At 68.1% G+C, this 19,969-nt stretch carries 17 protein-coding genes and 4 tRNA genes; 2 read left to right on the forward strand and 19 right to left on the reverse strand.

The window, feature by feature from the left end; genetic code table 11:
- Nucleotides 1-18: 18 nt before the first annotated feature.
- From nadB to uvrY, 8 genes are all read right to left on the reverse strand, one after another.
- A complete protein-coding gene (gene nadB / locus OCT48_RS07695; protein ID WP_263592111.1) occupies nucleotides 19-1,599 on the reverse strand; it encodes an L-aspartate oxidase in 1,581 nt (526 codons plus the stop codon).
- On the reverse strand, nucleotides 1,580-2,740 hold the full coding sequence (locus OCT48_RS07700) for an FUSC family protein (RefSeq protein ID WP_263592112.1): 1,161 nt from the start codon (nucleotides 2,738-2,740) through the stop codon (nucleotides 1,580-1,582). Before OCT48_RS07700 ends, nadB begins: the two co-directional genes overlap by 20 nt.
- A 58-nt stretch (nucleotides 2,741-2,798) precedes the next feature.
- Nucleotides 2,799-2,885 (reverse strand) — tRNA-Leu (locus OCT48_RS07705).
- A 29-nt stretch (nucleotides 2,886-2,914) separates the two neighbouring features.
- Nucleotides 2,915-2,988 (reverse strand) — tRNA-Cys (locus OCT48_RS07710).
- A 26-nt stretch (nucleotides 2,989-3,014) separates the two neighbouring features.
- A tRNA-Gly gene (locus OCT48_RS07715) sits at nucleotides 3,015-3,089 on the reverse strand.
- Nucleotides 3,090-3,152: 63 nt separating this feature from the next.
- On the reverse strand, nucleotides 3,153-3,701 hold the full coding sequence (gene pgsA, locus OCT48_RS07720; RefSeq protein WP_263592113.1) for a CDP-diacylglycerol--glycerol-3-phosphate 3-phosphatidyltransferase: 549 nt from the start codon (nucleotides 3,699-3,701) through the stop codon (nucleotides 3,153-3,155).
- Nucleotides 3,702-3,775: 74 nt separating this feature from the next.
- On the reverse strand, nucleotides 3,776-5,590 hold the full coding sequence (uvrC, locus tag OCT48_RS07725) for an excinuclease ABC subunit UvrC (protein WP_263592114.1): 1,815 nt from the start codon (nucleotides 5,588-5,590) through the stop codon (nucleotides 3,776-3,778).
- Nucleotides 5,591-5,650: 60 nt separating this feature from the next.
- Nucleotides 5,651-6,298: a UvrY/SirA/GacA family response regulator transcription factor gene (gene uvrY, locus OCT48_RS07730; protein ID WP_263592115.1), complete on the reverse strand. Its 648-nt coding sequence runs from the start codon at nucleotides 6,296-6,298 to the stop codon at nucleotides 5,651-5,653.
- A 235-nt stretch (nucleotides 6,299-6,533) separates the two neighbouring features.
- On the opposite strand from uvrY, the gene OCT48_RS07735 reads away from it, so the two are divergent.
- Both OCT48_RS07735 and OCT48_RS07740 read left to right on the forward strand, forming a co-directional pair.
- Nucleotides 6,534-6,609 (forward strand) — tRNA-Ala (locus tag OCT48_RS07735).
- Between the two features lie 312 nt (nucleotides 6,610-6,921).
- Nucleotides 6,922-7,872, forward strand: a complete 951-nt coding sequence (locus tag OCT48_RS07740; protein WP_263592116.1) for an IS481 family transposase — start codon at nucleotides 6,922-6,924, stop codon at nucleotides 7,870-7,872.
- On the opposite strand, the gene OCT48_RS07745 is transcribed toward OCT48_RS07740, so the two are convergent.
- The 11 genes from OCT48_RS07745 to OCT48_RS07795 form a co-directional block, all read right to left on the reverse strand.
- Nucleotides 7,869-8,084 (reverse strand): hypothetical protein, encoded by a 216-nt coding sequence (locus tag OCT48_RS07745; RefSeq protein ID WP_263592117.1) that lies wholly within the window; start codon nucleotides 8,082-8,084, stop codon nucleotides 7,869-7,871. The two genes, OCT48_RS07740 and OCT48_RS07745, sit on opposite strands and share 4 nt — an antisense overlap.
- Nucleotides 8,085-8,373: 289 nt before the next feature.
- Nucleotides 8,374-9,183: a ribonuclease H family protein gene (locus OCT48_RS07750; protein ID WP_263592118.1), complete on the reverse strand. Its 810-nt coding sequence runs from the start codon at nucleotides 9,181-9,183 to the stop codon at nucleotides 8,374-8,376.
- An 83-nt stretch (nucleotides 9,184-9,266) separates the two neighbouring features.
- Nucleotides 9,267-10,211, reverse strand: coding sequence for a metallophosphoesterase (locus tag OCT48_RS07755; RefSeq protein WP_263592119.1), 945 nt, complete (start codon nucleotides 10,209-10,211; stop codon nucleotides 9,267-9,269).
- Between the two features lie 113 nt (nucleotides 10,212-10,324).
- Nucleotides 10,325-11,488, reverse strand: a complete 1,164-nt coding sequence (locus tag OCT48_RS07760; protein WP_263592120.1) for a fumarylacetoacetate hydrolase family protein — start codon at nucleotides 11,486-11,488, stop codon at nucleotides 10,325-10,327.
- A gap of 10 nt (nucleotides 11,489-11,498) precedes the next feature.
- Complete coding sequence (locus tag OCT48_RS07765) at nucleotides 11,499-13,076, reverse strand: aldehyde dehydrogenase (NADP(+)) (protein WP_263592121.1); 1,578 nt, start codon at nucleotides 13,074-13,076, stop codon at nucleotides 11,499-11,501.
- A 14-nt stretch (nucleotides 13,077-13,090) separates the two neighbouring features.
- On the reverse strand, nucleotides 13,091-14,089 hold the full coding sequence (araD1, locus tag OCT48_RS07770) for an AraD1 family protein (RefSeq protein ID WP_263592122.1): 999 nt from the start codon (nucleotides 14,087-14,089) through the stop codon (nucleotides 13,091-13,093).
- Between the two features lie 136 nt (nucleotides 14,090-14,225).
- Entirely contained in the window at nucleotides 14,226-15,194 is a 969-nt protein-coding gene (locus OCT48_RS07775; protein WP_263592123.1) for a family 43 glycosylhydrolase, read from the reverse strand.
- Between the two features lie 41 nt (nucleotides 15,195-15,235).
- The gene (locus OCT48_RS07780) at nucleotides 15,236-16,624 is read right to left on the reverse strand and encodes an MFS transporter (protein ID WP_263592124.1); all 1,389 of its coding nucleotides are present in this window, start codon (nucleotides 16,622-16,624) and stop codon (nucleotides 15,236-15,238) included.
- Between the two features lie 84 nt (nucleotides 16,625-16,708).
- Nucleotides 16,709-18,013 carry a TRAP transporter large permease gene (locus tag OCT48_RS07785; protein WP_263592125.1) on the reverse strand — a complete coding sequence of 435 codons (1,305 nt, stop codon included), beginning with the start codon at nucleotides 18,011-18,013 and terminating at the stop codon, nucleotides 16,709-16,711.
- A complete protein-coding gene (locus OCT48_RS07790) occupies nucleotides 18,010-18,663 on the reverse strand; it encodes a TRAP transporter small permease subunit (RefSeq protein ID WP_263592126.1) in 654 nt (217 codons plus the stop codon). Before OCT48_RS07790 ends, OCT48_RS07785 begins: the two co-directional genes overlap by 4 nt.
- A 96-nt stretch (nucleotides 18,664-18,759) precedes the next feature.
- A complete protein-coding gene (locus OCT48_RS07795; RefSeq protein WP_263592127.1) occupies nucleotides 18,760-19,779 on the reverse strand; it encodes a TRAP transporter substrate-binding protein in 1,020 nt (339 codons plus the stop codon).
- Between the last annotated feature and the right edge of the window lie 190 nt (nucleotides 19,780-19,969).

The following is a 19,969-nucleotide window of genomic DNA, read 5'->3' on the forward strand; positions in this document are numbered from 1 at the left end:
GTCGTCGCGTGACCGGGTTCAGGGGCCGGCCAGGTCGCCGAGATGGATCCGCGAGGGGCGGGGCGACGGGTCGCCATGCACGGGACAGTCGGGGTTGAAGTGCAGGCCCCGCGACTCCCGGCGGGCCCGAGCGCAGGCCACGGTCAGCCGGGCCAGGCGCAGGGCGTGCCACAGGCTCGCCAGCTCCTCGTCCGGGGCGGCTTCGGGCAGGCGCGGCGCCAGTCGGGCGGCCAGCTCGGCCAGGGCCTCGGCGGCTTCGTCGAGGCCGGCATCCCGGCGCACGATGGCCACCCGCGCACTCATGATCCGGCGCATCTCGTCGCGCAGGGCCGCGATCTCCTCCCGCGGGACCGGTATCCGGCCGGGCTGCCAGGTCGTCAGGGGGGCATCGCCGGCCGGCGGGGCGTGGCGCAGGCGCCGACCGCAGCTGCGGGCGAAGGCCAGGCATTCCAGCAGCGAGTTGCTGGCCATGCGGTTGGCGCCGTGCAGGCCGGTGCCGGCGACCTCGCCGATGGCGTGGAGACGCGGGACGGTGGTGGTGCCTTCCAGGTTGGTGGTGACCCCGCCGCAGCTGTAGTGGGCCGCCGGGACCACCGGGATCGGCGTGCGCGCGATATCCAGGCCCCGGGAGGCGCAGTGGGCGTGGATGGTGGGGAAGTGGTGGCGGATCGCCGCCTCGCCGAGGTGACGGATGTCGAGCAGCACGTGATCGGTGCCGGTACGCTGCATCTCGGCATCGATGGCGCGAGCCACGATGTCGCGGGGCGCCAGCTCGGCGCGGGGGTCCACGCCGGGCATGAAGCGCTCGCCCTCGCCATTGAGCAGCAGGCCGCCCTCGCCGCGTACCGCCTCGCTGATCAGGAAGGGCGCGCCCTCGGGGTCATAGAGGCAGGTGGGATGGAACTGCTGGAACTCGAGGTTCATCAGCTCGGCGCCCAGTTCGGCCGCCATCATCATGCCTTCGCCGCTGGCCGGTCGGGGACTGGTGGTATGCCGGTACAGGCCGCTGGCCCCGCCGGTGGCCAGCACGGTATCCGCTGCCAGCAGGCGGTGCAGCTGGCCATCCTCGTCGAGGCAGTGCGCGCCGCGGCAGTGACCGGCACTGTCGCCGATCAGCCCGATGGCGGTCAGGTCGGTGCGCAGGACGATGGCGGGGTGGGCCTGCACGTGCGCCATCAGGGTCTCGACCACGGCCCGCCCGGTGGCATCGTCGGCGTGGATGATGCGCCGCGCCCCATGGCCGCCTTCCCGGGTCAGGTGATAGGGGTAGCCGGCTTCGGGGTCGGGGTCCGGGGTGAAGGGCACGCCCAGCGACAGCAGCCAGCCGATGGCGGCGGGGCCCTGCTCCACGGTGAAGCGCACCGCGGCCTCGTCGCAGAGGCCGTCGCCGGCCACCAGGGTATCGGCGACATGGGCCTCGACGTCATCCTGGGGCGAGAGTACCGCGGCGATCCCGCCCTGGGCCCAGCGGCTCGCGCCCTGCTCGTCCCGGGCGGGCTGCAGCAGGGTCACGCGTCGCCGGTCGGCGACTTCCAGGGCCAACACCAGGCCGGCGATACCGCCGCCGATGATCAGCACCTCATGCTTGCTGTCGGTCATCTGGCAGTCCTTGTTGATGGGCCGGCCGTGCGCCGGCGGGGCGGTCGAGGAGGCCATTGCGCGAGGCGCGCCGGCGCAGGCGCTGGCTGGGCAGGCGCTCCAGGCCGCCCAGCCGCTCGATGAGCTCGCCGGTCAGGCGGGCGAGCTCCCGGTTGAGCCACAGGTAGCCGCTGGGGCTGAACAGTGCGCGACCGTCCTCGCCGTGGGCATCGGCGGCCAGGCCGGCGTGGCGCTGCAGGTCGAAGGGCGCGACGCGCACCTCGACGGGGTGGCCGGTGCGCACCTGGAAGGCCAGGCTGCCGATTCCCCGGGCCAGGGTATGCTGCTGATCGCGAAGGCCGCCCATGGCATCGATCCGGTCATGGCCGGCGCGGGTATTCCAGTGGGTCTCCAGCAGCAGCTCGATGGTCGAGAGCATGCGTCGCTGCAGGGAGATGATGTCGTCGAGCTCGCCTCGGCGCAGCCGCCCCTCGCGGTGGATGGCGTCGACCATGCCGCGCTGCTTGACCAGCAGGCCGCTGCAGGCCTTGAGCAGCTCGCGGGTGTCCAGGTCCGGCGCCGCGGTGGCCGAGGTGTGGGCATGGTAGAGGCGCGCCATGCGATCCAGGTTGTCGGCGAGCATGAAGCGCAGCATGTCGGTGGCCTTGTGGGGCAGGACCGCCACGGTGACCCCGATGCCGATCAGTGTGCCGAGCAGCACGTCGAAGCTGCGCCACAGCGCCACGCCCAGCTCCTGGTTGCCGTCGCCGACCACCAGCAGCAGGCTGATGGCGAACATCAGGCCGCCGTAGCCGTAGCGCTTGCCGAAGGTCATCCAGGTGCCCAGGGCGATGGCCAGCAGGGTCCCCAGCGGCACCAGGCCGGCCCAGGGCAGGGGGGCGGCGGCGATCAGCAGCAGGCCCCAGGCGGCCCCGAGCAGGGTGCCGAGCAGGCGTTGCCGGCCCTTGTCGAGCACGCCGCCGATATGCGGCAGGTTGCCCATCACCATCACGGTGCTGACCAGAGCCCAGCCGCTGTGCTGGATCGCGAAGAGTTCGGTGACGGCGTAGGTCACGCACAGGGCGAGGGCGACACGCAGGACGTGCAGCTTGCGGCGGTGACGATGGCTGAAGTACGGATCGCGCAGACGCGCCAGGATCATGAAGCGACGCCCCGTTGGATGGCCGGGCTCAAGATGAGTCGAAACGCTGACTGCGGTATGGTGCCCGGAGCCGGGCTCGAACCGGCACGGTGTTGCCACCGAGGGATTTTAAGTCCCTTGCGTCTACCAATTTCGCCATCCGGGCGGGGTTCGAGCGGGCTGCTATAGGAATGATGGAGGCTGGAGTCGGAATCGAACCGGCGTACACGGAGTTGCAGTCCGCTGCATAACCACTCTGCCATCCAGCCTCATGAGTCGTGCCATTCTTGGGGAATGGAGCGGGAAACGAGATTCGAACTCGCGACCCTCGCCTTGGCAAGGCGATGCTCTACCACTGAGCTATTCCCGCCTGACTCGAGGACGCATTATACGGATAAGTCGGTGACTGTCAAACGGTTTTCTCGGCCTGTCGTCACATCGAGCGGCTCAGGTGCGGCCAGGCGGCGCGCAGGTAGTCGATCATCGACCACAGCGTCAGCAGGGCGGCCACATAGAGGGTCGCGACGCCCAGCATGGCGATGGGGGTGCCCGGGGCGAAGGCCAGCAGCAGCAGCAGGGCGATCATCTGCAGGCTGGTCTTGAACTTGCCGATCCAGGACACCGCCACCGTGCCGCGCTTGCCCATCTCGGCCATCCATTCGCGCAGCGCCGAGATGACGATCTCGCGGCCGATGATGACCAGCGCCGGGAGGGTCAGCCAGCTGGCGTCGTAGCGTTCGATGAGCAGGGCCAGGGCCACGGCGACCATCAGCTTGTCGGCCACCGGATCGAGGAAGGCGCCGAAGGGCGTGGACTGGTCCCAGCGCCGGGCCAGGTAGCCGTCCAGCCAGTCGGTCACCGAGGCCAGGCCGAACAGTCCCGCGGCGAGCGGCATGCTCCAGGAGACGGGCAGATAGAACAGCACCACCAGCAGCGGGATGAAGATGATTCTGGCCAGGGTCAGGATGTTGGGGATGTTCATCGGAAGCTGCGGTCCTTGCCTGTATGGAGAGGGGATGCCGTGATGTCGGGCTATTCTATCCAGCTTGGCCGCGCTCATCCATGCAGGGCACGATGAATCGCCTCGGCCAGGGTGGCGCTGATGCCGGGCACCCGGGCGAGCTCCTCCCGGCTGGCCTGCTTGACCCCCTGCAGGCCGCCGAAGAAGCGCAACAGCTCGCGGCGACGCCGCGGACCGACGCCGGGGATCTCCTGCAGGGTGGAGGTGCGCCGGGCCTTGTCGCGCCGTGCCCGGTGGCCGGCGATGGCGAAACGGTGTGACTCGTCGCGGATGTGCTGCAGCAGGTGCAGGGCCGGCGAGGTGCCGTCCAGGTCGAGGGTGCGGTTCACGGTCTCGATGTACAGGGTCTCCAGTCCGGCCTTGCGGGTGGTGCCCTTGGCCACGCCCAGCAGGTGGACGCCGGTGACCCCGAGTTCCTCGAAGACCTCGCGGGCCATGTTGAGCTGCCCCTTGCCGCCATCGACGATGAGAATGTCCGGGCGTTCGCCCTCGCCCTCCTTCAGACGCCGGAAGCGGCGAGTCAGCGCCTGGCGCATGGCGCCGTAGTCGTCGCCGGCTTCCACGCCCTCGATGTTGAAGCGCCGGTAGTCCGACTTGCGCGGGCCGCTGGCATCGAACACCACGCAGGAGGCCACCGTGGCCTCGCCATGGCTATGGCTGATGTCGAAGCACTCCAGCCGCGCCGGCGTGGTCTCCAGGGCGAGCGCCTCGCGCAGGGCCTCGAAGCGCCTGGTGAGCTGGTTCTGGCTGGCCAGCTGGCCGGCCAGCTGCTGCTCGGCGTTGGTGCGGGCGAGCTCGCGCCACTGGGCGCGGTGGCCGCGAACCTGGTCGGTGACCCGGATGCGCCTGCCGGCGCGCTCGCCCAGGGCGCGGGCGATCAGGGCGGCATCGGGCAGCGGGTGGCTGGTGATCACCTCGGTGGGGATTTCCCGGCTCTGCCCCAGGTAGAACTGGCTGACGAAGTCGCCGAGCAGGGCCTCGGGGCCCAGGTCCAGGCCGTTGGCGGGCTCATGGTGGCGGGCGCCGAGCAGGCGGCCCTGGCGCACGGTGAGCACCGAGATGCACAGCGCGCCGGGGCGCGTGGCCAGGGCGAAGACGTCGGCGTCGCCGCCGCCGGTATCGACGAACTGGCGCTGCTGCAGCTGGCGGAGGTGCTGGATCTGGTCGCGCAGCCGGGCCGCCTCCTCGAAGTCCAGCGCCTGGCTGGCCGCCTCCATGTCCCGGGTCAGCTCACGAGTCACCGCCTCGCTCTTGCCCTCCAGGCACTGCACCGCATGCTCCAGGTCGCGGCGATAGTCCGCCTCGCCGATATAGCCGACGCAGGGCGCGCTGCAGCGGCCGATCTGGTATTGCAGGCAGGGCCGGGTGCGATGGGCGAAGACGCTGTCCTCGCAGTTGCGGATGCGGAAGATCTTCTGCATCAGCGACAGGCTCTCGCGCACCGCGCCGCTGCTGGGGTAGGGACCCAGGTAGCGCCCGTCGTCGTGGCGCGCGCGGGCCCGCTTGTACTCCAGGGCGGGGAAGGGGTGACGGTCGGTGACGAAGACGAACGGGTAGGACTTGTCGTCGCGCAGCAGGATGTTGTAGGGCGGGCGCTGTTCCTTGATCAGCGTCTGCTCGAGCAGCAGTGCCTCGGTCTCGCTGTTGGTGACCGTGACCTGGATGTCGGCGATGCGCGAGACCAGCGCCTGGGTCTTGGTGTTCAGGGCGCCCCGGAAATAGCTGGCCAGGCGCGCCTTGAGCCGGCGGGCCTTGCCCACATAGAGGGTCTCGCCCTGCTCGTCGAGCATGCGATAGACCCCCGGGGACTCGGTGACGGTATCGAGGAAATGACGGGAATCGAAACTCATCGCGGCGCCGGTGGTGGATGAAACGGGAGCGTCATCCTATCAGACCCGCCACCGGGCGGGTCATTCCACCTCGCTGAAGCCGTCCACCAGGCCGTGACGCAGTCCCAGGTGGGTCAGCTCCACGTCGGAATGCACCCCGAGCTTCTCGAAGATGCGGTACCGATAGGTATTGACGGTCTTGGGGCTCAGGAACATGCGGTCGGCGATGTCGGCCACCTTCTGGCAGTTGACGATCATCATCGCCACCTGCAGCTCGCGCTGGGAGAGCTGGTCGAAGGGGTTGTCGCTGGAATCGATGCGCGACAGCACCAGGCGCTGGGCGATCTCCGGGCTGACGTAGCGTTGGCCGGCGAAGACCCCGCGGATCGCCTGGACCATCTCGTCCTGCTGGCAGCCCTTGCTGATGAAGCCATGGGCGCCGGCCTCCAGCAGCCGCTGGGCGAAGGCCTCCTCGAGGAAGGCCGTCAGCACCAGGATGCGGACGTCGCTGGTGAAGCGGTGGATCTTGCGCGTGGCCTCCAGTCCCCCGATGCCGGGCATGCGGATATCCATCAGCACGATATCCGGCTTGAGCTGACGCGCCTGTCGAATGGCCTCCTCGCCATCCGCGGCCTCGCCGATCACGCTGATATCGGCCTCGGCATTCAGCAGGTGGGCGATGCTGGTCCTAACCAGGTGATGATCATCGGCAACGAGAACCCTGATCAAGGCAGGTGCTCCTGAACGAAGTTGAGAATGAAAGGGTGGGCATGCCACGGCATGACGCTGGCGCGTTGCTCGTCATCCCGGGCGGCTCACGATGCCCTTAGCGTGGCACAACATCATCCTAAGGGGAATTGGCGTCAGTCCCGGGGATGGTTTTTCTCATGGCGGGGTTGACGGTCTCCCGGTCAGGACGTAATATTCGCCTCGTTCTCGCAAGGCAGGAACGGCGAGACAGCGTGGGGCCTTAGCTCAGCTGGGAGAGCGCAACACTGGCAGTGTTGAGGTCAGCGGTTCGATCCCGCTAGGCTCCACCAACAAGTTTCAGAGAATCAGCCGCTTGGTGCTATGCACCAGGCGGCTTTTTCGTGTGCCCGTAAAAAATCCGAAAAACTCCACACCGCTTTTGCCCGTCAGCTCGCCGGCGAGCAGGACGTCGTTGCGAAGTTCCGGGCGGACGAGATCATCCTGCCCCAGGCTCGACGGCAGTTCAGCGGCCTCGAGGCGGGAGCCGGTGAGGTGGCGGGGAGCAGCGGTGGGACCTAGCTGTGATCTCTCGGTAGGTTGTTCATCCGGAACCTACCCGGACAATTGGAGGTGCGACCCAAACCAACCTCCAGGAGGCCCGGATGAACACCCATAAGAATGCCCGTCTCACACCGCATGGTCGAGCCCTGCTGGTCCGCCGAGTCGTTGACGAAGGGCTCCGGCCCGAGGAGGTCGCCCAGGCGCAAGGTGTCAGTGTGAGGACGGTCTACAAGTGGGTGCGCCGCTACCGGCAAGAGGGTGAGGCCGGGCTGCAGAACCGCTCTTCTCGTCCCCGTCGCTGCCCTCATGCGGTCCCTGCCGAGGTTCGCGAGCAGGTCCTCGAGCGTCGCCAGCAGCGCCAGACCTACCGCCAGATCGCCGAGCGGTTAGGGATCGGACACAGCACGGTCGCACGGCTCCTCGAACGCGAGGGGCTGAATCGTCTCTCGGCCTTGGCACCTGCCCGTCCCGTGAATCGTTACGAGCATGACGCGCCGGGAGATCTACTGCACCTGGACATCAAGAAACTCGGCCGCTTCGAACGCCCAGGGCATCGTGTCACCGGCGATCGCCAGCAGAACACGCGGGGCGCCGGCTGGGAGTATGTTCACATCGCCATCGACGATCACTCGCGGGTCGCTTTCGGCACCCGCTATCCCGATGAAACCGGTTGGAGTGCGTGCTATGCCCTATTGGAGGCCGTGCGTTACTACAGGAACCTGGGCATTCGCTTCACGCGCGTGCTGACCGACAATGGTGGATGCTACAAATCCAAGCCGTTCCGCCGCCTGTGCCGGCGTCTGGGACTGAAGCGCAAACGCACTCGACCCTATACGCCCCGCACCAATGGCAAGGCAGAGCGGTTCATTCAGACCGCGCTGCGGGAATGGGCCTACGCCCGGTCATACATCAGCTCGGAGGAGCGAGGCAGGCATCTGCCTGCCTGGCTTCATCAGTACAACTGGCATCGGCCACATGCCAGTCTGGATTATCGGCCTCCGGTTAGCCGGCTGAGGCTTTCCGTGAACAACCTGGTGGGTTTACACACCTAGCTACGCACAGTCCATATCTGTAACAGAGGCTCTTTCATGCCGTTGCGCCTGGCCAGGTATTCGACCTCCCGTCGTGCATTGGCCAGTTGCTCTACGGTCATCGGGCCATCGTCTTGATCGCGACGAGAAGTGGCGATGGTGCGGGCCGCCAGATGAAGGGCGGCGATTCCGGAAGGGCGGCGAGTCGGGTTGGCAGCGTGCTGGGTGTGCATTGGACCACCTCCAGTCCAGGGAGAAAGGCAACCTGTCATGCTAATGAAGCTGTCGCTGACTTCTCTTGTAACAGTAGTACACAAACTGTTACGAAAAAGGGTTGCTTTTCTCCTACTGCCTGGCGTGTTCGCAGTCACGGCATCTAGCACTTTTCCCTGATGTCGAGCTCCTACCTATACCCTACGGCGTGCCGGCCTTGGGCAAGCGCACCGGCACCGCCGCCGCCCGGCAATCGCTCACGCCGGGCGACAGCCCACCGTCGGAAGCCAACCGCCAACGTAGCCGGCATCAACCCCGCTTGAGCTTGAGGATATCCGCCACGCAGTCGCTGCCCCGGTAACGGCAGAACTCGCGCTCCTGCTGGTCGGCCCCATACATGGCCATGCGGTCTGCCAGCTCGTTGCCTTCGACGCCGGCGTGGCCCTTGACGTGGGCGATGGTCACCGCCGACGCGAGGCTTTCATAGAGGGCATGGGTGGGCTGGATGATTTCGGGGTTCTTGATCGCCTGGCCATCGGCCTTCTTCCAGCCGCGCTTCTTCCACCCGCTGGCCCACTTGGTGATGGCGTTGATGGAGTAGGTGGAGTCGCAATGGATCCGCACGGAGGCCCCCCGGGCGACCTCCTCCCGGGCCATGCGGAGCGCCTGGTGCAAGGCATTCAACTCGGCGGTGTTGTTGGTCCCCCTGGGGTTGTGGAGCCCATACCAGAGCTCGGCCAGAGTGCCATTGCGGTAGATGGCCATGCCCGAGCCGGCATCCCCGGGGTTGGGCTCACAGGCACCATCGCAGTAGATCTCCGTGTCGTAGGCCTTGCCTGGTGGCGTGGAGGTGTCTTGTGCCGGCGCAGTCTGCCGGCGTGTCGTGCGTCCCCCGGACGCCGAGCCCGCGCTGCCCGATGCCTTCGCCGTCTTGGCGGGTGCGGCACTGAGAGGGCCTTTCGCGAAGGCGGCTTCGGCATCCTCTCGGGTCGGGAAGGACTTGTAACGGGCCTTGGGGTAGCCCTTCACCTGGCGATTGCATTCGGCCCAGGTGGTGAAGATCCCGGTCTGACGGCCGACCCAGACGACATAGAACTTGGGGCCTTTCCTTGTTGCCATGCGTCGCTCCGTGGCTGTGATGGTCTGGGGCAGGAATAGAAGAGAGCGACCTTTACAGGCCGGGCTCGGTCCGTCAACACCGCTCAGGGAGCGACCCAGACGAAGTGGTCGGCCTGCAATTGCTCCTCGCCGTCCCAGCGATAGGCGCACAGCTTGCTGCCCCCCTCACGGTGCGAGGTCGGCGAGGCGGCGATGCTGTAGTCCAGGCAGGCGATGTGGGGGGTGAGGGGGCGCGGCGTGCCGGTGAGCCAGTAGTGCCCCACGAACAGCGGCTTGTTCCCCTCATATCCCGGCAGCACATCCCCGGGGATGGGCTCGTGGGGGATCTCCTCGATGGCCTCCGGTGGCACCAGGGCGAGGTCACGGTAGGTGAGCCGGTCGAGTTCCCACCAGCGCGTGCGCACGCGACGGCGGGGGTTGCCGTCCTTGTCGAGGAACTCGTACCCGGTCGGCAGTTCCACCTCGAGTCCCTTGAGCAGGGTCTCCACCGCCTCGAAGGCGGCGCTGCCCTCGCGCACCAGCTCGGGCCAGGCCGCGGGCGGGATCCGGCCCGCGTCGTCGAGTCGCGAGGCAAGCGTCTCCAGGGAGGGCGGGTGCCAGCAGGCGTGGACGACGCGCAGCCCGGGCAGGTCGAGGTAGAGCGGCAGCGACCTGAACCAGGCGATGTGGTCACGGTGCAGGGGACTGCCCTCGCCGACCTGGTCGAGATAGGCCTGATGCTGGCGTCGGTGCTTCGGCGAGTGGCGGCGCAGCGTCTCGCCGGGCCGGGCCGGGTCCGCGGTGGCCCAGGTCACGGCGTTGAATTCATGATTGCCCATCACGGCCAGGGCGTGGCCGGCGTCGACCATCTCGCGGGCGATGCGGACCACCTCGGCCTGTTCCGGTCCGCGGTCGATGAAGTCGCCGAGGAAGATCACCCGGCGCGCGGGATGTGACCAGACACCGCCGCGCTCGCGGTAGTCGAGCCGCTCGAGCAGCACCCTTAGCGGGGTGGCGTAGCCGTGGATATCGCCGATGAGGTCGAACATGAGCCTTCCTTCGCTGGACGGACCGCCATCGAGGCGTGTGCGAGGCACAGGAAGGCGGCCGTCGCCAAGGATACCTCATTGTCTCCGCTTCGATCAGCCGGCCAGGATGCGTGTCAGCCTCGCCGGGCCTGGAAGGCCAGCCATTGGCGGATGCCGAAGGTCCATGGGGGCAGCCGGTCCGAGCGGTCGACGCGGTTGACCAGTGCGCCCAGGGCGGGGGTGGCGATGGTCACGCGGTCGTCGACATGGTGGGTGAAGCCCTGGTCGGCGCCGTCGCGATCCTGGATCGGCGAGAACATGGTCCCCAGGAACAGCATGACGCCGTCCGGATACTGGTGATGCGCGCCGAGGGTCTGGCGGACCAGATCCAGCGGGTCGCGGCTGATCTCGGCCATGTCGCTGACGTCCTCCAGCATGAAGTCGTCATCGGCGCCCTCGATGCGCAGCGATACCCGGGCCTGGCGTACCGTGTCCAGGGTGAAGCGCTCGTCGAACAGGCGGATGAAGGGACCGAGCGAGCAGGAGGCGTTGTTGTCCTTGGCCTTGCCCAGCAGCAGGGCGCTGCGGCCCTCGACGTCGCGCAGATTGACGTCGTTGCCGAGCGTCGCGCCCTTGGCCCGGCCGGCGGCGTCCACCGCCAGCACGATCTCCGGCTCCGGGTTGTTCCATTCCGAGGCCGGGTGCAGGCCCACGCCGCGGCCGAAGCCCACCGCCGACAGCGGCTGGGCCTTGGTGAACACCTCGGCGTCCGGGCCGATGCCCACTTCCATGTATTGCGACCAGGCGCCGCGGGCCTGCAGCTCGGCCTTGAGTGCCATGGCCGCCTCGGAGCCCGGGACGATCCTCGACAGGTCGTCGCCGATCAGCCCCTGCAGTTCCTCGCGCAGCTCGCCGGCCCGGGCCGGGTCGCCGCCCGCCTGCTCCTCGATCACCCGCTCCACCAGGCTGACCGCGAAGGTCACCCCGCAGGCCTTGATCGCCTGGACGTCGCAGGGGGCGAGCAGATAGGGCGCCTCGGGCGTGTCCCGCAGGGAGTTCGCCAGCAGCCCCTCGACCGGGCCCAGGTCCTCGCCCTCGACCGAGGCCACGAACGCGACCGCGTCGTCGCGGTCGAGCAGGTCGGCCATGCAGGTACCGCTCGCGGTGATGTCGAGGACCCGGCCCCGACGGACCACCACCAGGGCCGGGCCCTGGTGGGGCGCATCGCGCCAGACCCGGCCGACCAGCAGGGCCTGGTCGGCATCCTCGGGCAGGGCGAAGGTCATGGTATGCGACATGGGCGTCTCCTCAGGCTTCGCGCCGGCCGTCGACCAGGCGGCTGACGCCGGCGGGGTTGCCGTCATGCAGTGCCTCGGGCAGCAGGCCCTGGGGCAGGTTCTGGTAGCACACCGGGCGCAGGAAGCGGTGGATCGCCGCGCTGCCCACCGAGGTGGTGCGCGAGTCCGAGGTCGCCGGGTAAGGCCCGCCGTGGACCATGGCGTGGCACACCTCGACGCCGGTGGGCCAGCCGTTGGCCATCACCCGCCCGGTGCGACGCTCGAGGATCGGCAGCAGGTCGCGGGCGGCCTCCAGGTCGCCGTCGTCCATCTGCAGGGTGGCGGTGAGCTGGCCTTCCAGATGCTCGGCCACGCGCTTGACCTCGTCGAGGTCCGCGCACTCCACCACCAGCGAGCTGGCGCCGAACACCTCGGCCTGCAGGGCCTCGTCGCTCAGGAAGTCGGCGGCCGAGGCCACGAACAGCCCGGCCTGGCCGGCGTTGGGACCCTCGCCGACCGGGCCGCGGGCCACCTCACGGGCCTTGCGGCTTTGAAGGAGGCCATCGACGCCCTGCACATAGGCGTCATGGATGCCCGGGGTCAGCATGGTCTGGGCCGCGGCGCCCGTCACCGCCTCGCCGGCGGCGGCCACGAAGGCGTCGAGGCCCTCGCCCTTGACGCCGATCACCAGCCCCGGGTTGGTGCAGAACTGGCCGGCGCCCAGGGTCAGCGAGCCGACGAAGGCCTCGCCCAGCTCGGCAGCACGGGATTCCAGGGCCGCCGGCAGCAGGAACACCGGGTTGATCGAGCTCATCTCGGCATAGACCGGGATCGGCTCGGGACGCGCCTGGGCGGCCTGCATCAGCGCGGTGCCGCCGGAGCGCGAGCCGGTGAAGCCCACCGCCTTGATGCGCGCATCGCGCACCAGCGCCTGGCCCACCTCGCGGCCGGAGCCGTAGAGCAGCGAGAACACGCCCTCGGGCAGCTCGCACCTGGCCACGGCGCGCTGCACGGCGCGGCCGACCAGCTCGGAGGTGCCGGGGTGGGCGGAGTGCGCCTTGACCACCACCGGACAGCCGGCGGCCAGGGCCGAGGCGGTGTCGCCACCGGCCACCGAGAAGGCCAGCGGGAAGTTGGAGGCGCCGAATACCGCCACCGGGCCCAGGGCGATATGGCGCTGGCGCAGGTCGACGCGCGGCATCGGCGCCCGCTCCGGCAGCGCCGGGTCGAGGCGCAGGTCGAGCCACTCGCCGGCGCGCACCACCTGGGCGAACAGGCGCAGCTGGCCGCAGGTGCGGCCGCGCTCGCCCTCGAGGCGGGCCCGGGGCAGGCCGGACTCGGCCATGGCGCGCTCGATCAGCGCATCGCCGATGGCCTCGATCTCGTCGGCGACGGCCTCGAGGAAACGGGCGCGTTCCTCGAGGCCGGTCTCGCGGTAGGTCGCGAAGGCCGCCCAGGCCAGGTCGCAGGCCTGTTCCACCTCGGCCTTGCCGCCCGCGGCATAGGCCGGGGACAGGGTCTCGCCGGTGGCCGGGTCGATGGCGTGGATCGCCTTGCCGTCGGCGGTCACGGCCGCCTGGCCGATCAGTTGCTTGCCTTCCAGGGTCATGGAGCCTCCTGAGGTCACAGGGAATGAACGGGGGTATCGGTGGTGTCGGTGTCGAACGCCAGCGGGTTGCGCAGTGTCCGGCCGAAGGCCGGCAGGGCGATCTCGAAACGATCGCCGTCGCGGGTCTGGACGCCGTCGGCGAAGCTCAGCGTCGCGGTGCCGAAGAAGTGCACGTGGACGTCGCCGGGGCGGCGGAAGCCGGGGTACTTGAAGTGATGATGCTCGAGGTTGGCCAGGCTATGGGCCATGTTGGCCTCGCCGGTCAGGAACGGCTTCTCCCACAGGGTCTCGCCGTCGCGGACGATGCGGCTCACGCCCTCCAGGTGTTCGGGCAGCTCGCCGATCAAGAGCTCCGGGCCGAAGCTGCAGTGGCGCAGCTTGGAATGGGCCAGCCACAGGTAGTTGAAGCGCTCGGTGACGTGGTCGGAGAACTCGTTGCCGATGGCGTAGCCGACCCGCCAGGGCTGGCCGTCGTCGCCGATCAGGTAGAGCCCGGCGAGCTCCGGCTCCTCGCCGGCGTCCTCGGCGAAGGCCGGCACCGGCATCGGCGCCTCGGGGGCCACCACGCAGTCGCCGTCGCCCTTGTAGAACCACTCCGGCTGGGCGCCGGTCTCGCCGGCGGCGGGCTTGCCGCCCGCCACGCCGAGCCGGAACATGCGCATCGAGTCGGTCAGCTCGGCCTCGTCGGCCTGCGCCTGTTGTTGAGACGGGGCGTGCATCGCCGAGCGGGTGTCGGCGCTGCCCAGATGGGTCAGGCCGGTGCCGGTGACCAGGCAATGGGCCGGGTCGGGGTGGGTCAGCGGCGGCAGCAGGCGCTGCTCGTCGACGAGCTGAGCGTAGTCGAGCCGCGTCTCGGTCAGCGCCGTTTCGGCCACCTCGGCCAGCGACCGGCCGTCGGTGATGGCGCGGCGGGCCAGGGTATAGGTGTCGGCCTCTAGAAGCCGGACGTTGTTCTCGCTTTCGACCAGGGCGGCGCGGGGGGCGCCGTCATGCAGGCATTGGATGATTCGCATGGTGTGATTCCTCGGCTGTCGGGTCGGAGCGGCGAGCACCGAAGTGGCCCCATCATAGCCCCGGCTTCCGGGGTATGTACAACATATAATATTATATGTTGATTCTATGGTCCTGATGACTTGCTGGCGTGGTGGCTCATGGACGTTGTCTGGCCGGTGGCAGGGTGTCCTCGCCGGCCCGTCCGAAATCGGGGAAGCCGTGCTCGTCCCAGCGGATCGGCTTGACGTAGGTATGGCGGTTGGGGTCCCACAGCGGGTCGCCCAGGATGTCGGTATAGGTGCGGGCGTGGTAGACGAGCAGGTCGGTGCCGTCCTGGCTGACCACGAAGCCGTTGTGGCCGGGGCCGAAGATGTCGTGCTCCGGGTCACTATCGAGCACCGGGGTCGGCGATTTCGACCAGCTCGCCGCGTCCAGCGGGTCGCTGTCGGCATCCGCCCACAGGAGTCCCACACAGTAGTTTTCGTCGGTAGCGCTGGCCGAGTAGGTGAGGAAGAGCCGACCGTGGCGCTGGAGCACCGCCGGCCCCTCGTTGACCAGGAAGCCGCGTTTTTCCCAGTCGTGCTCGGGCACGCTGAGGCGGGTCGGCGGCCCGGCCAGGCGGTCCGGGCCCGCCAGCTCGGCGATATAGAGATTCGAGTTGCCGGGAATGGCCGGGTCCTTCTGGGCCCAGACGTAGTAGTCGCGTCCGCGCAGTTGGAAGGTCGTGGCATCCAGGCAGAAGCTGTCCAGCGGCGTCTCCATCCGGCGCGGCTCGCTCCAGGCGCCGGCCAGCGGGTCGTCCGCCGCGCAGGTGATGGCGTACATGCGGTGCTGGAAGAGGCCATCGACGATCTCGCGGGACGGCGCGGCGGCGAAGTAGATCACCCAGATGCCGCCGACGCGATGCAGCTCGGGGGCCCAGATCAGCTCGCGCAGCGGCCCCGCGTCGGGCTTGCGCCATACCGTGGCGGCCGGCGCCGTGGCCAGCCCCGCGACGCTGCCCGCACGGCGGATCTCCAGGCGGTCGTAGTCGGGCACCGAGGCGATGAAGTAGTAGTGCCCGTCGTGGGCGAGGATCCAGGGGTCGGCACGCTGCTCGATGAGGGGCTCGGGGGGCAGTGTCATGGAAGGCTCCGTGGCGTGGGCGGTTGAACGGGGGGCGGCCATCAGTTGGCCCGGCCCGGCTCGAGGGCGCTGTCGGTCGACGGGGCGGCGGCGTCACGGTCGGCGCCGATGTCGCCCAGCGACGCGTAGTAGGCGTCGGTGATCCGGTAGCGGAACATGAAGCCCCCCATCAGGGTGTGGAAGACGCCGGGGATGATCGACAGCATCAGGGCGATCCCGGTGAGGGTGAAGGCGCTCTGGTCGACGTTGGGCTCGTAGTGGAAGACGGTCAGCAGCACGCCGACCAGGAAGCCCGCCGCACCCATGCCGGCCTTCTGGAAGAAGGAGATGCCGCCGAACGCCAGCCCCGAGACGCGCTGGCCGGTCTTGGCCTGGCCGTAGTCCACGGACTCGGCGATGGCCGACCAGAACACCGGGGCGTGCAGGTCCACCACGAAGGAGATCAGGAAGTAGAGCACGAAGGCGAGCACCACCTCGCCGGGATCGACCAGCACGAACATCAGCACGCTGAGCACGCCCACCGCGACCTGGCTCCAGCGGAACAGCTGTACCTTGCAGTAGCGCTTGGTGATCCAGGTGGAGGCGATCATGGCCAGGATGGCGGCGCCGACGCCGACGGTGAGGAAGGCCGAGAGCAGGCTCGGGCCGGCGCCCAGGTAGTACTTGGCGTAGTAGGCGGCCACGGAGCTGCGCATCACGTAGCCCATGGTGCCGGTGAAGCAGGCGCCGCACAGCAGTAGCCACTGGTCGTTCTTCATCAGCAGCGCGAACTGCTGCTTGATGGGCTTGTCGTCGATGCGGTGCTGGACGCGCTCGGTGGTGGTGTGATAGCAGAACAGCAGCAGCAGGGTCGCCAGGCCGCCCATCAGTCCCATGGCGACCTGGTAGCCCAGCTCGAGCTGGCCTTCGCCGAAGGATTCGGCCAGCTTGGGCACGATGATGGTGACCAGGAAGGCGGCGATCTTGGCGAAGAACAGCCGGTAGCCGTTGGCGGACAGCTTGTCCTTGGGATCGTCGCTCAGCACGCCGATCAGCGAGATATAGGGGATGGTCACGGCGGTGAACAGCAGGGTGACCAGCAGGTAGGTCGAATAGGCCCACACCAGCTTGGCGTTGTAGTCCCAGTCCGGGGTGGTGAACAGCAACAGCACCGAGATGCCGAAGGGCACCGCGAAGATCAGGAAGTAGGGGCGGTAGCGTCCCCGAGGCGTGTTGATGCGGTCGGTGATCATGCCCATCAGGGGATCGGTCACCGCGTCGACCAGGCGGGCGACCAGGAACAGGATCCCCATGTGGGAGGGCTTGAGACCGAAGATGTCGGTATAGAAGTAGGAGATGATCAGGAACATCGAGGAGATGACCACGTTGATGGCCATGTCCCCGCTGCCGAAGCCGATCTTTTCCAGGTACGTCAGTCTGGGTGTCGCCATGATGTTGTCCTTGTCATCGATGGAGACGCCTGCGTCGGGCGTCTAGGGGGCAAGGCGACACCCCTGTCGCCTTGCCGGCGTCGCTCAGCCCACCAGCCACATGGCCAGGTTGGGCCAGAACAGCAGCGCGAACAGCACGCAGAGTTGCAAGGCGATGAACGGCAGCAGCGAGACGAAGATGTCCTTGAGGCTGACCTCGGGCGGCGCCACGCCCTTGAGGTAGAAGGCCGCCGGGCCGAAGGGTGGCGACAGGAAGGACACCTGCATGTTCACGGCGAACAGGATGCCGAACCAGATCGGGCTGTAGCCCAGCTGCTCGACGATCGGCACGAAGATCGGCAGGGTCAGCATGGCCACGCCGATCCAGTCGAGGAACATGCCCAGCACCAGCAGGATCGCCATCATCACCAGGATGATCATGATCGGCGCCACGTCCAGGCCCATGATCATGCCCGAGATGAAGCGGTTGCCGCCCATCAGGTTGTAGACCCCGACCAGCGCCGCGGCGCCGATGCCGATCCAGATGATCATGCCGCAGGTGATCAGCGTCTGGCCCAGGCTCTCGTGCATGGTCTTCAGCGAGAACTCGCCGCGGGCGACCACCGCCAGCAGCACGCCGAACACGCCCATGGCCGCCGCCTCGGTCACCGAGGCCACGCCGCCGTAGATCGAGCCCAGCACCAGCACCGCGATCAGCCCCGGGACGACGATCGCCTTGAGGGCCTGCCAACGGTTGGCGAAGCCTTCCTCGCGGTCGGCATCGCTCATCGGCGGGCCCATGGCGGGATTCTTCAGGCAGCGCACCAGCACGTAGCCGATGTAGGAGAGCATCAGGATCACCGCCGGGGTGATCGCCGCGGTGAACAGGTCGGCGATCGACTCCGAGGCGATCAGGCCGTAGATGATCAGCACGATGGACGGCGGCATCATGGTGCCCAGCGCCCCGCCGGCGCAGACCACGCCGATGGACAGGTGCTTGTCGTAGCCCAGGCGCAGCATCTGCGGCAGGGCCAGGATGCCGAGCAGCACGATCTCGCCGCCGATGATCCCCGACAGCGCGGCCAGGAAGAAGGCCACCACGATGGTCTGCACCGCCACGCCACCGGGCAGGCGGCCGGCGAACACGCGCATGGCGTTGAACAGGTCCTTGGCGATCCCCGAGCGGTCGAGCAGCGAGGCCATCAGCACGAACATCGGCACCGCCACCAGCGAGTACTCGGTGACGAAGCCGTAGACCCGACTGGTGACCAGCGGCAGGGCGTCGGGGCCGAACCAGCCGAAGGTGAAGGCGAGCGCCACCAGGCCGGTGATGAAGGCCAGCGGCAGGCCGGTGACCAGCAGCGCGAAGATCAGGCCCACCAGCAGCAGGGTTCCGTCGGCAATCGTCATGATTGAGCCCCTCGAGCTGCGAAATCGGCACGGCGGCGAAGCGAGCGGATCAGATGCAGCAAGGCCTGCACGCACATGATCGCCAGGGCCAGCAGGATCACGCCCTTCACCAGGGCCGGGATGGGCGGGTTCCAGGCGGTGCCGGAGCGCTCCAGCTGCCACTCGCCCAGCGGGTTGTGGGAAGCCGACCAGAACATGGTGTAGGCGGCGTAGGACATGCCCAGGCAGAACAGGAAGGTCACCAGGTCGTTGAAGCGGTCGAGCCACAATCGGGCGCGGGGGCCGACGGCGTCGTAGAGTACCTTGACGCGGATGTGACGGTCGTTGGCCAGGGCCGCGGGGCCACCCAGGGAGAAGCCGACCGCCACCAGCATCACTACGCTCTCGTGGACCCAGGAGGTCGGCGAGCCGAAGGCGTAGCGCATGATGACCTCATAGACGCTGATCGCCATGGCGATGAACACCAGCCAGGCGGCGCCGCGGGCCGCCTGGATCACGCCGCGGTCGAAGACACCGCGCCCCGGTGCGCCGGCCGCAGGATCATGGGCATGTTCCGGCTCGCCGGCGGTGGCTGCGGAGAGTTCATCCTCGTCGCTGGCGACGTGCCCCTCGTCGACGGCGAGGCGGTCGTCGTGATTCTTGGGAGACATGACTCCTCCGGGCGGCGCCGAGGCGCCGCCGATGTCATTGGGAGTGGGGAGAAGGGCGGTGCCGGCCGGGCACCGCCGAGTGGGTGGGGGCTGGGGTTACAGCAGGCCGCGGGATTCCAGGAAGGCGGTGGCCGAGTCGTAGACCTTCTGGGTCATCTCGTTCTTGCCGGCCCATTCGCGCCATTCCTGTTCGGCGGCCTGGCGGAAGCGCTTGCGCTCCTCGTTGGACAAGTCGATGGGGGTGACGTCGGGGTTGTCGTTGAGCGCCTGCAGGGTCTCGATGTCCTGTGCCTTGAGCCGTGCGATCAGGTCGTAGGCCATGCCGTCGAAGGCCGTCTCGAGGGTGGTCTTCAGCTCGTCGGGCAGGCCATCCCAGATCTCCTTGTTGAGCGACACGGCGATCATCGGCATGGAGTGGAAGCCCGGGTAGAGGGGGTAGGGCGCGAACTCGTGGATCCCCATGGCGTCGTTGTTGGACAGCACCGTGGAGTCGGCGGCGTCGATCACGCCCTTCTCCAGGCCGGTGTAGACCTCCGAGCCCGGCAGGTTGACCGGGGTGGCACCGATGCGCTCGAAGATGTTGTAGACCATGCCCTGGGGCGCGCGGATCTTGAGGCCCTCGAAGTCATCGATGGACTCGATCGGCACGGTGGAGGGAATCGATTCCAGCGGGAAGGTCGCCGCGCTGATCAGCTGGGTGCCGTAGGGGTTGGCCAGCTCGTTGTAGAGCGCCTCGCCGCCGCCGTACTTCATGTACTCCAGGAAGTCGTAGGGATCGCTCCAGGCGCCGACCAGGTTGCCCAGCATGCCGAAGGCGGGATTCTGGCCCGAGAAGTAGCTGGGGTCGGTCATGTGGCCCTGGAGGATGCCGGAGGACACCGCCTGCAGGGTCTCGGTGGGGCCGACCACCGAGTTGATCGGCAGGATCTCGATATGCACCCGGCCATCGGTCATGGTCTCGATCTTGTCGGCCCACTCCTCCTTGATCTTGAAGCTGGGCTCGCCGGCGGTTTCCGAGGCCTGGAACTTCCACTCGTACTCCGCCGCCTGGGCCGTGGACAGGCCGAGCATCAGCGCCGTGCCGGTGAGCAGCAGGCTTGGCTTGAAGTGGGGCATCTGCATTCTCCATCGAAGCTGTTGTTGTGTCGTGGTGTCACGGCTGGCTATGCCGTCGTGGGACTAAATGTTGTACATACGGCATATTTGTTCAACATATACTTTCGTATGTGTCGACTACTCGTCGGCATCGGGCTACCGTCATGGCCAGGCCGCGCCGCATTTGGGCGACGCCTTTGAGGCGAAAGAC

The sequence above is a fragment of the Halomonas sp. M4R1S46 genome, from assembly GCF_025725685.1.
Lineage (GTDB): Bacteria > Pseudomonadota > Gammaproteobacteria > Pseudomonadales > Halomonadaceae > Halomonas.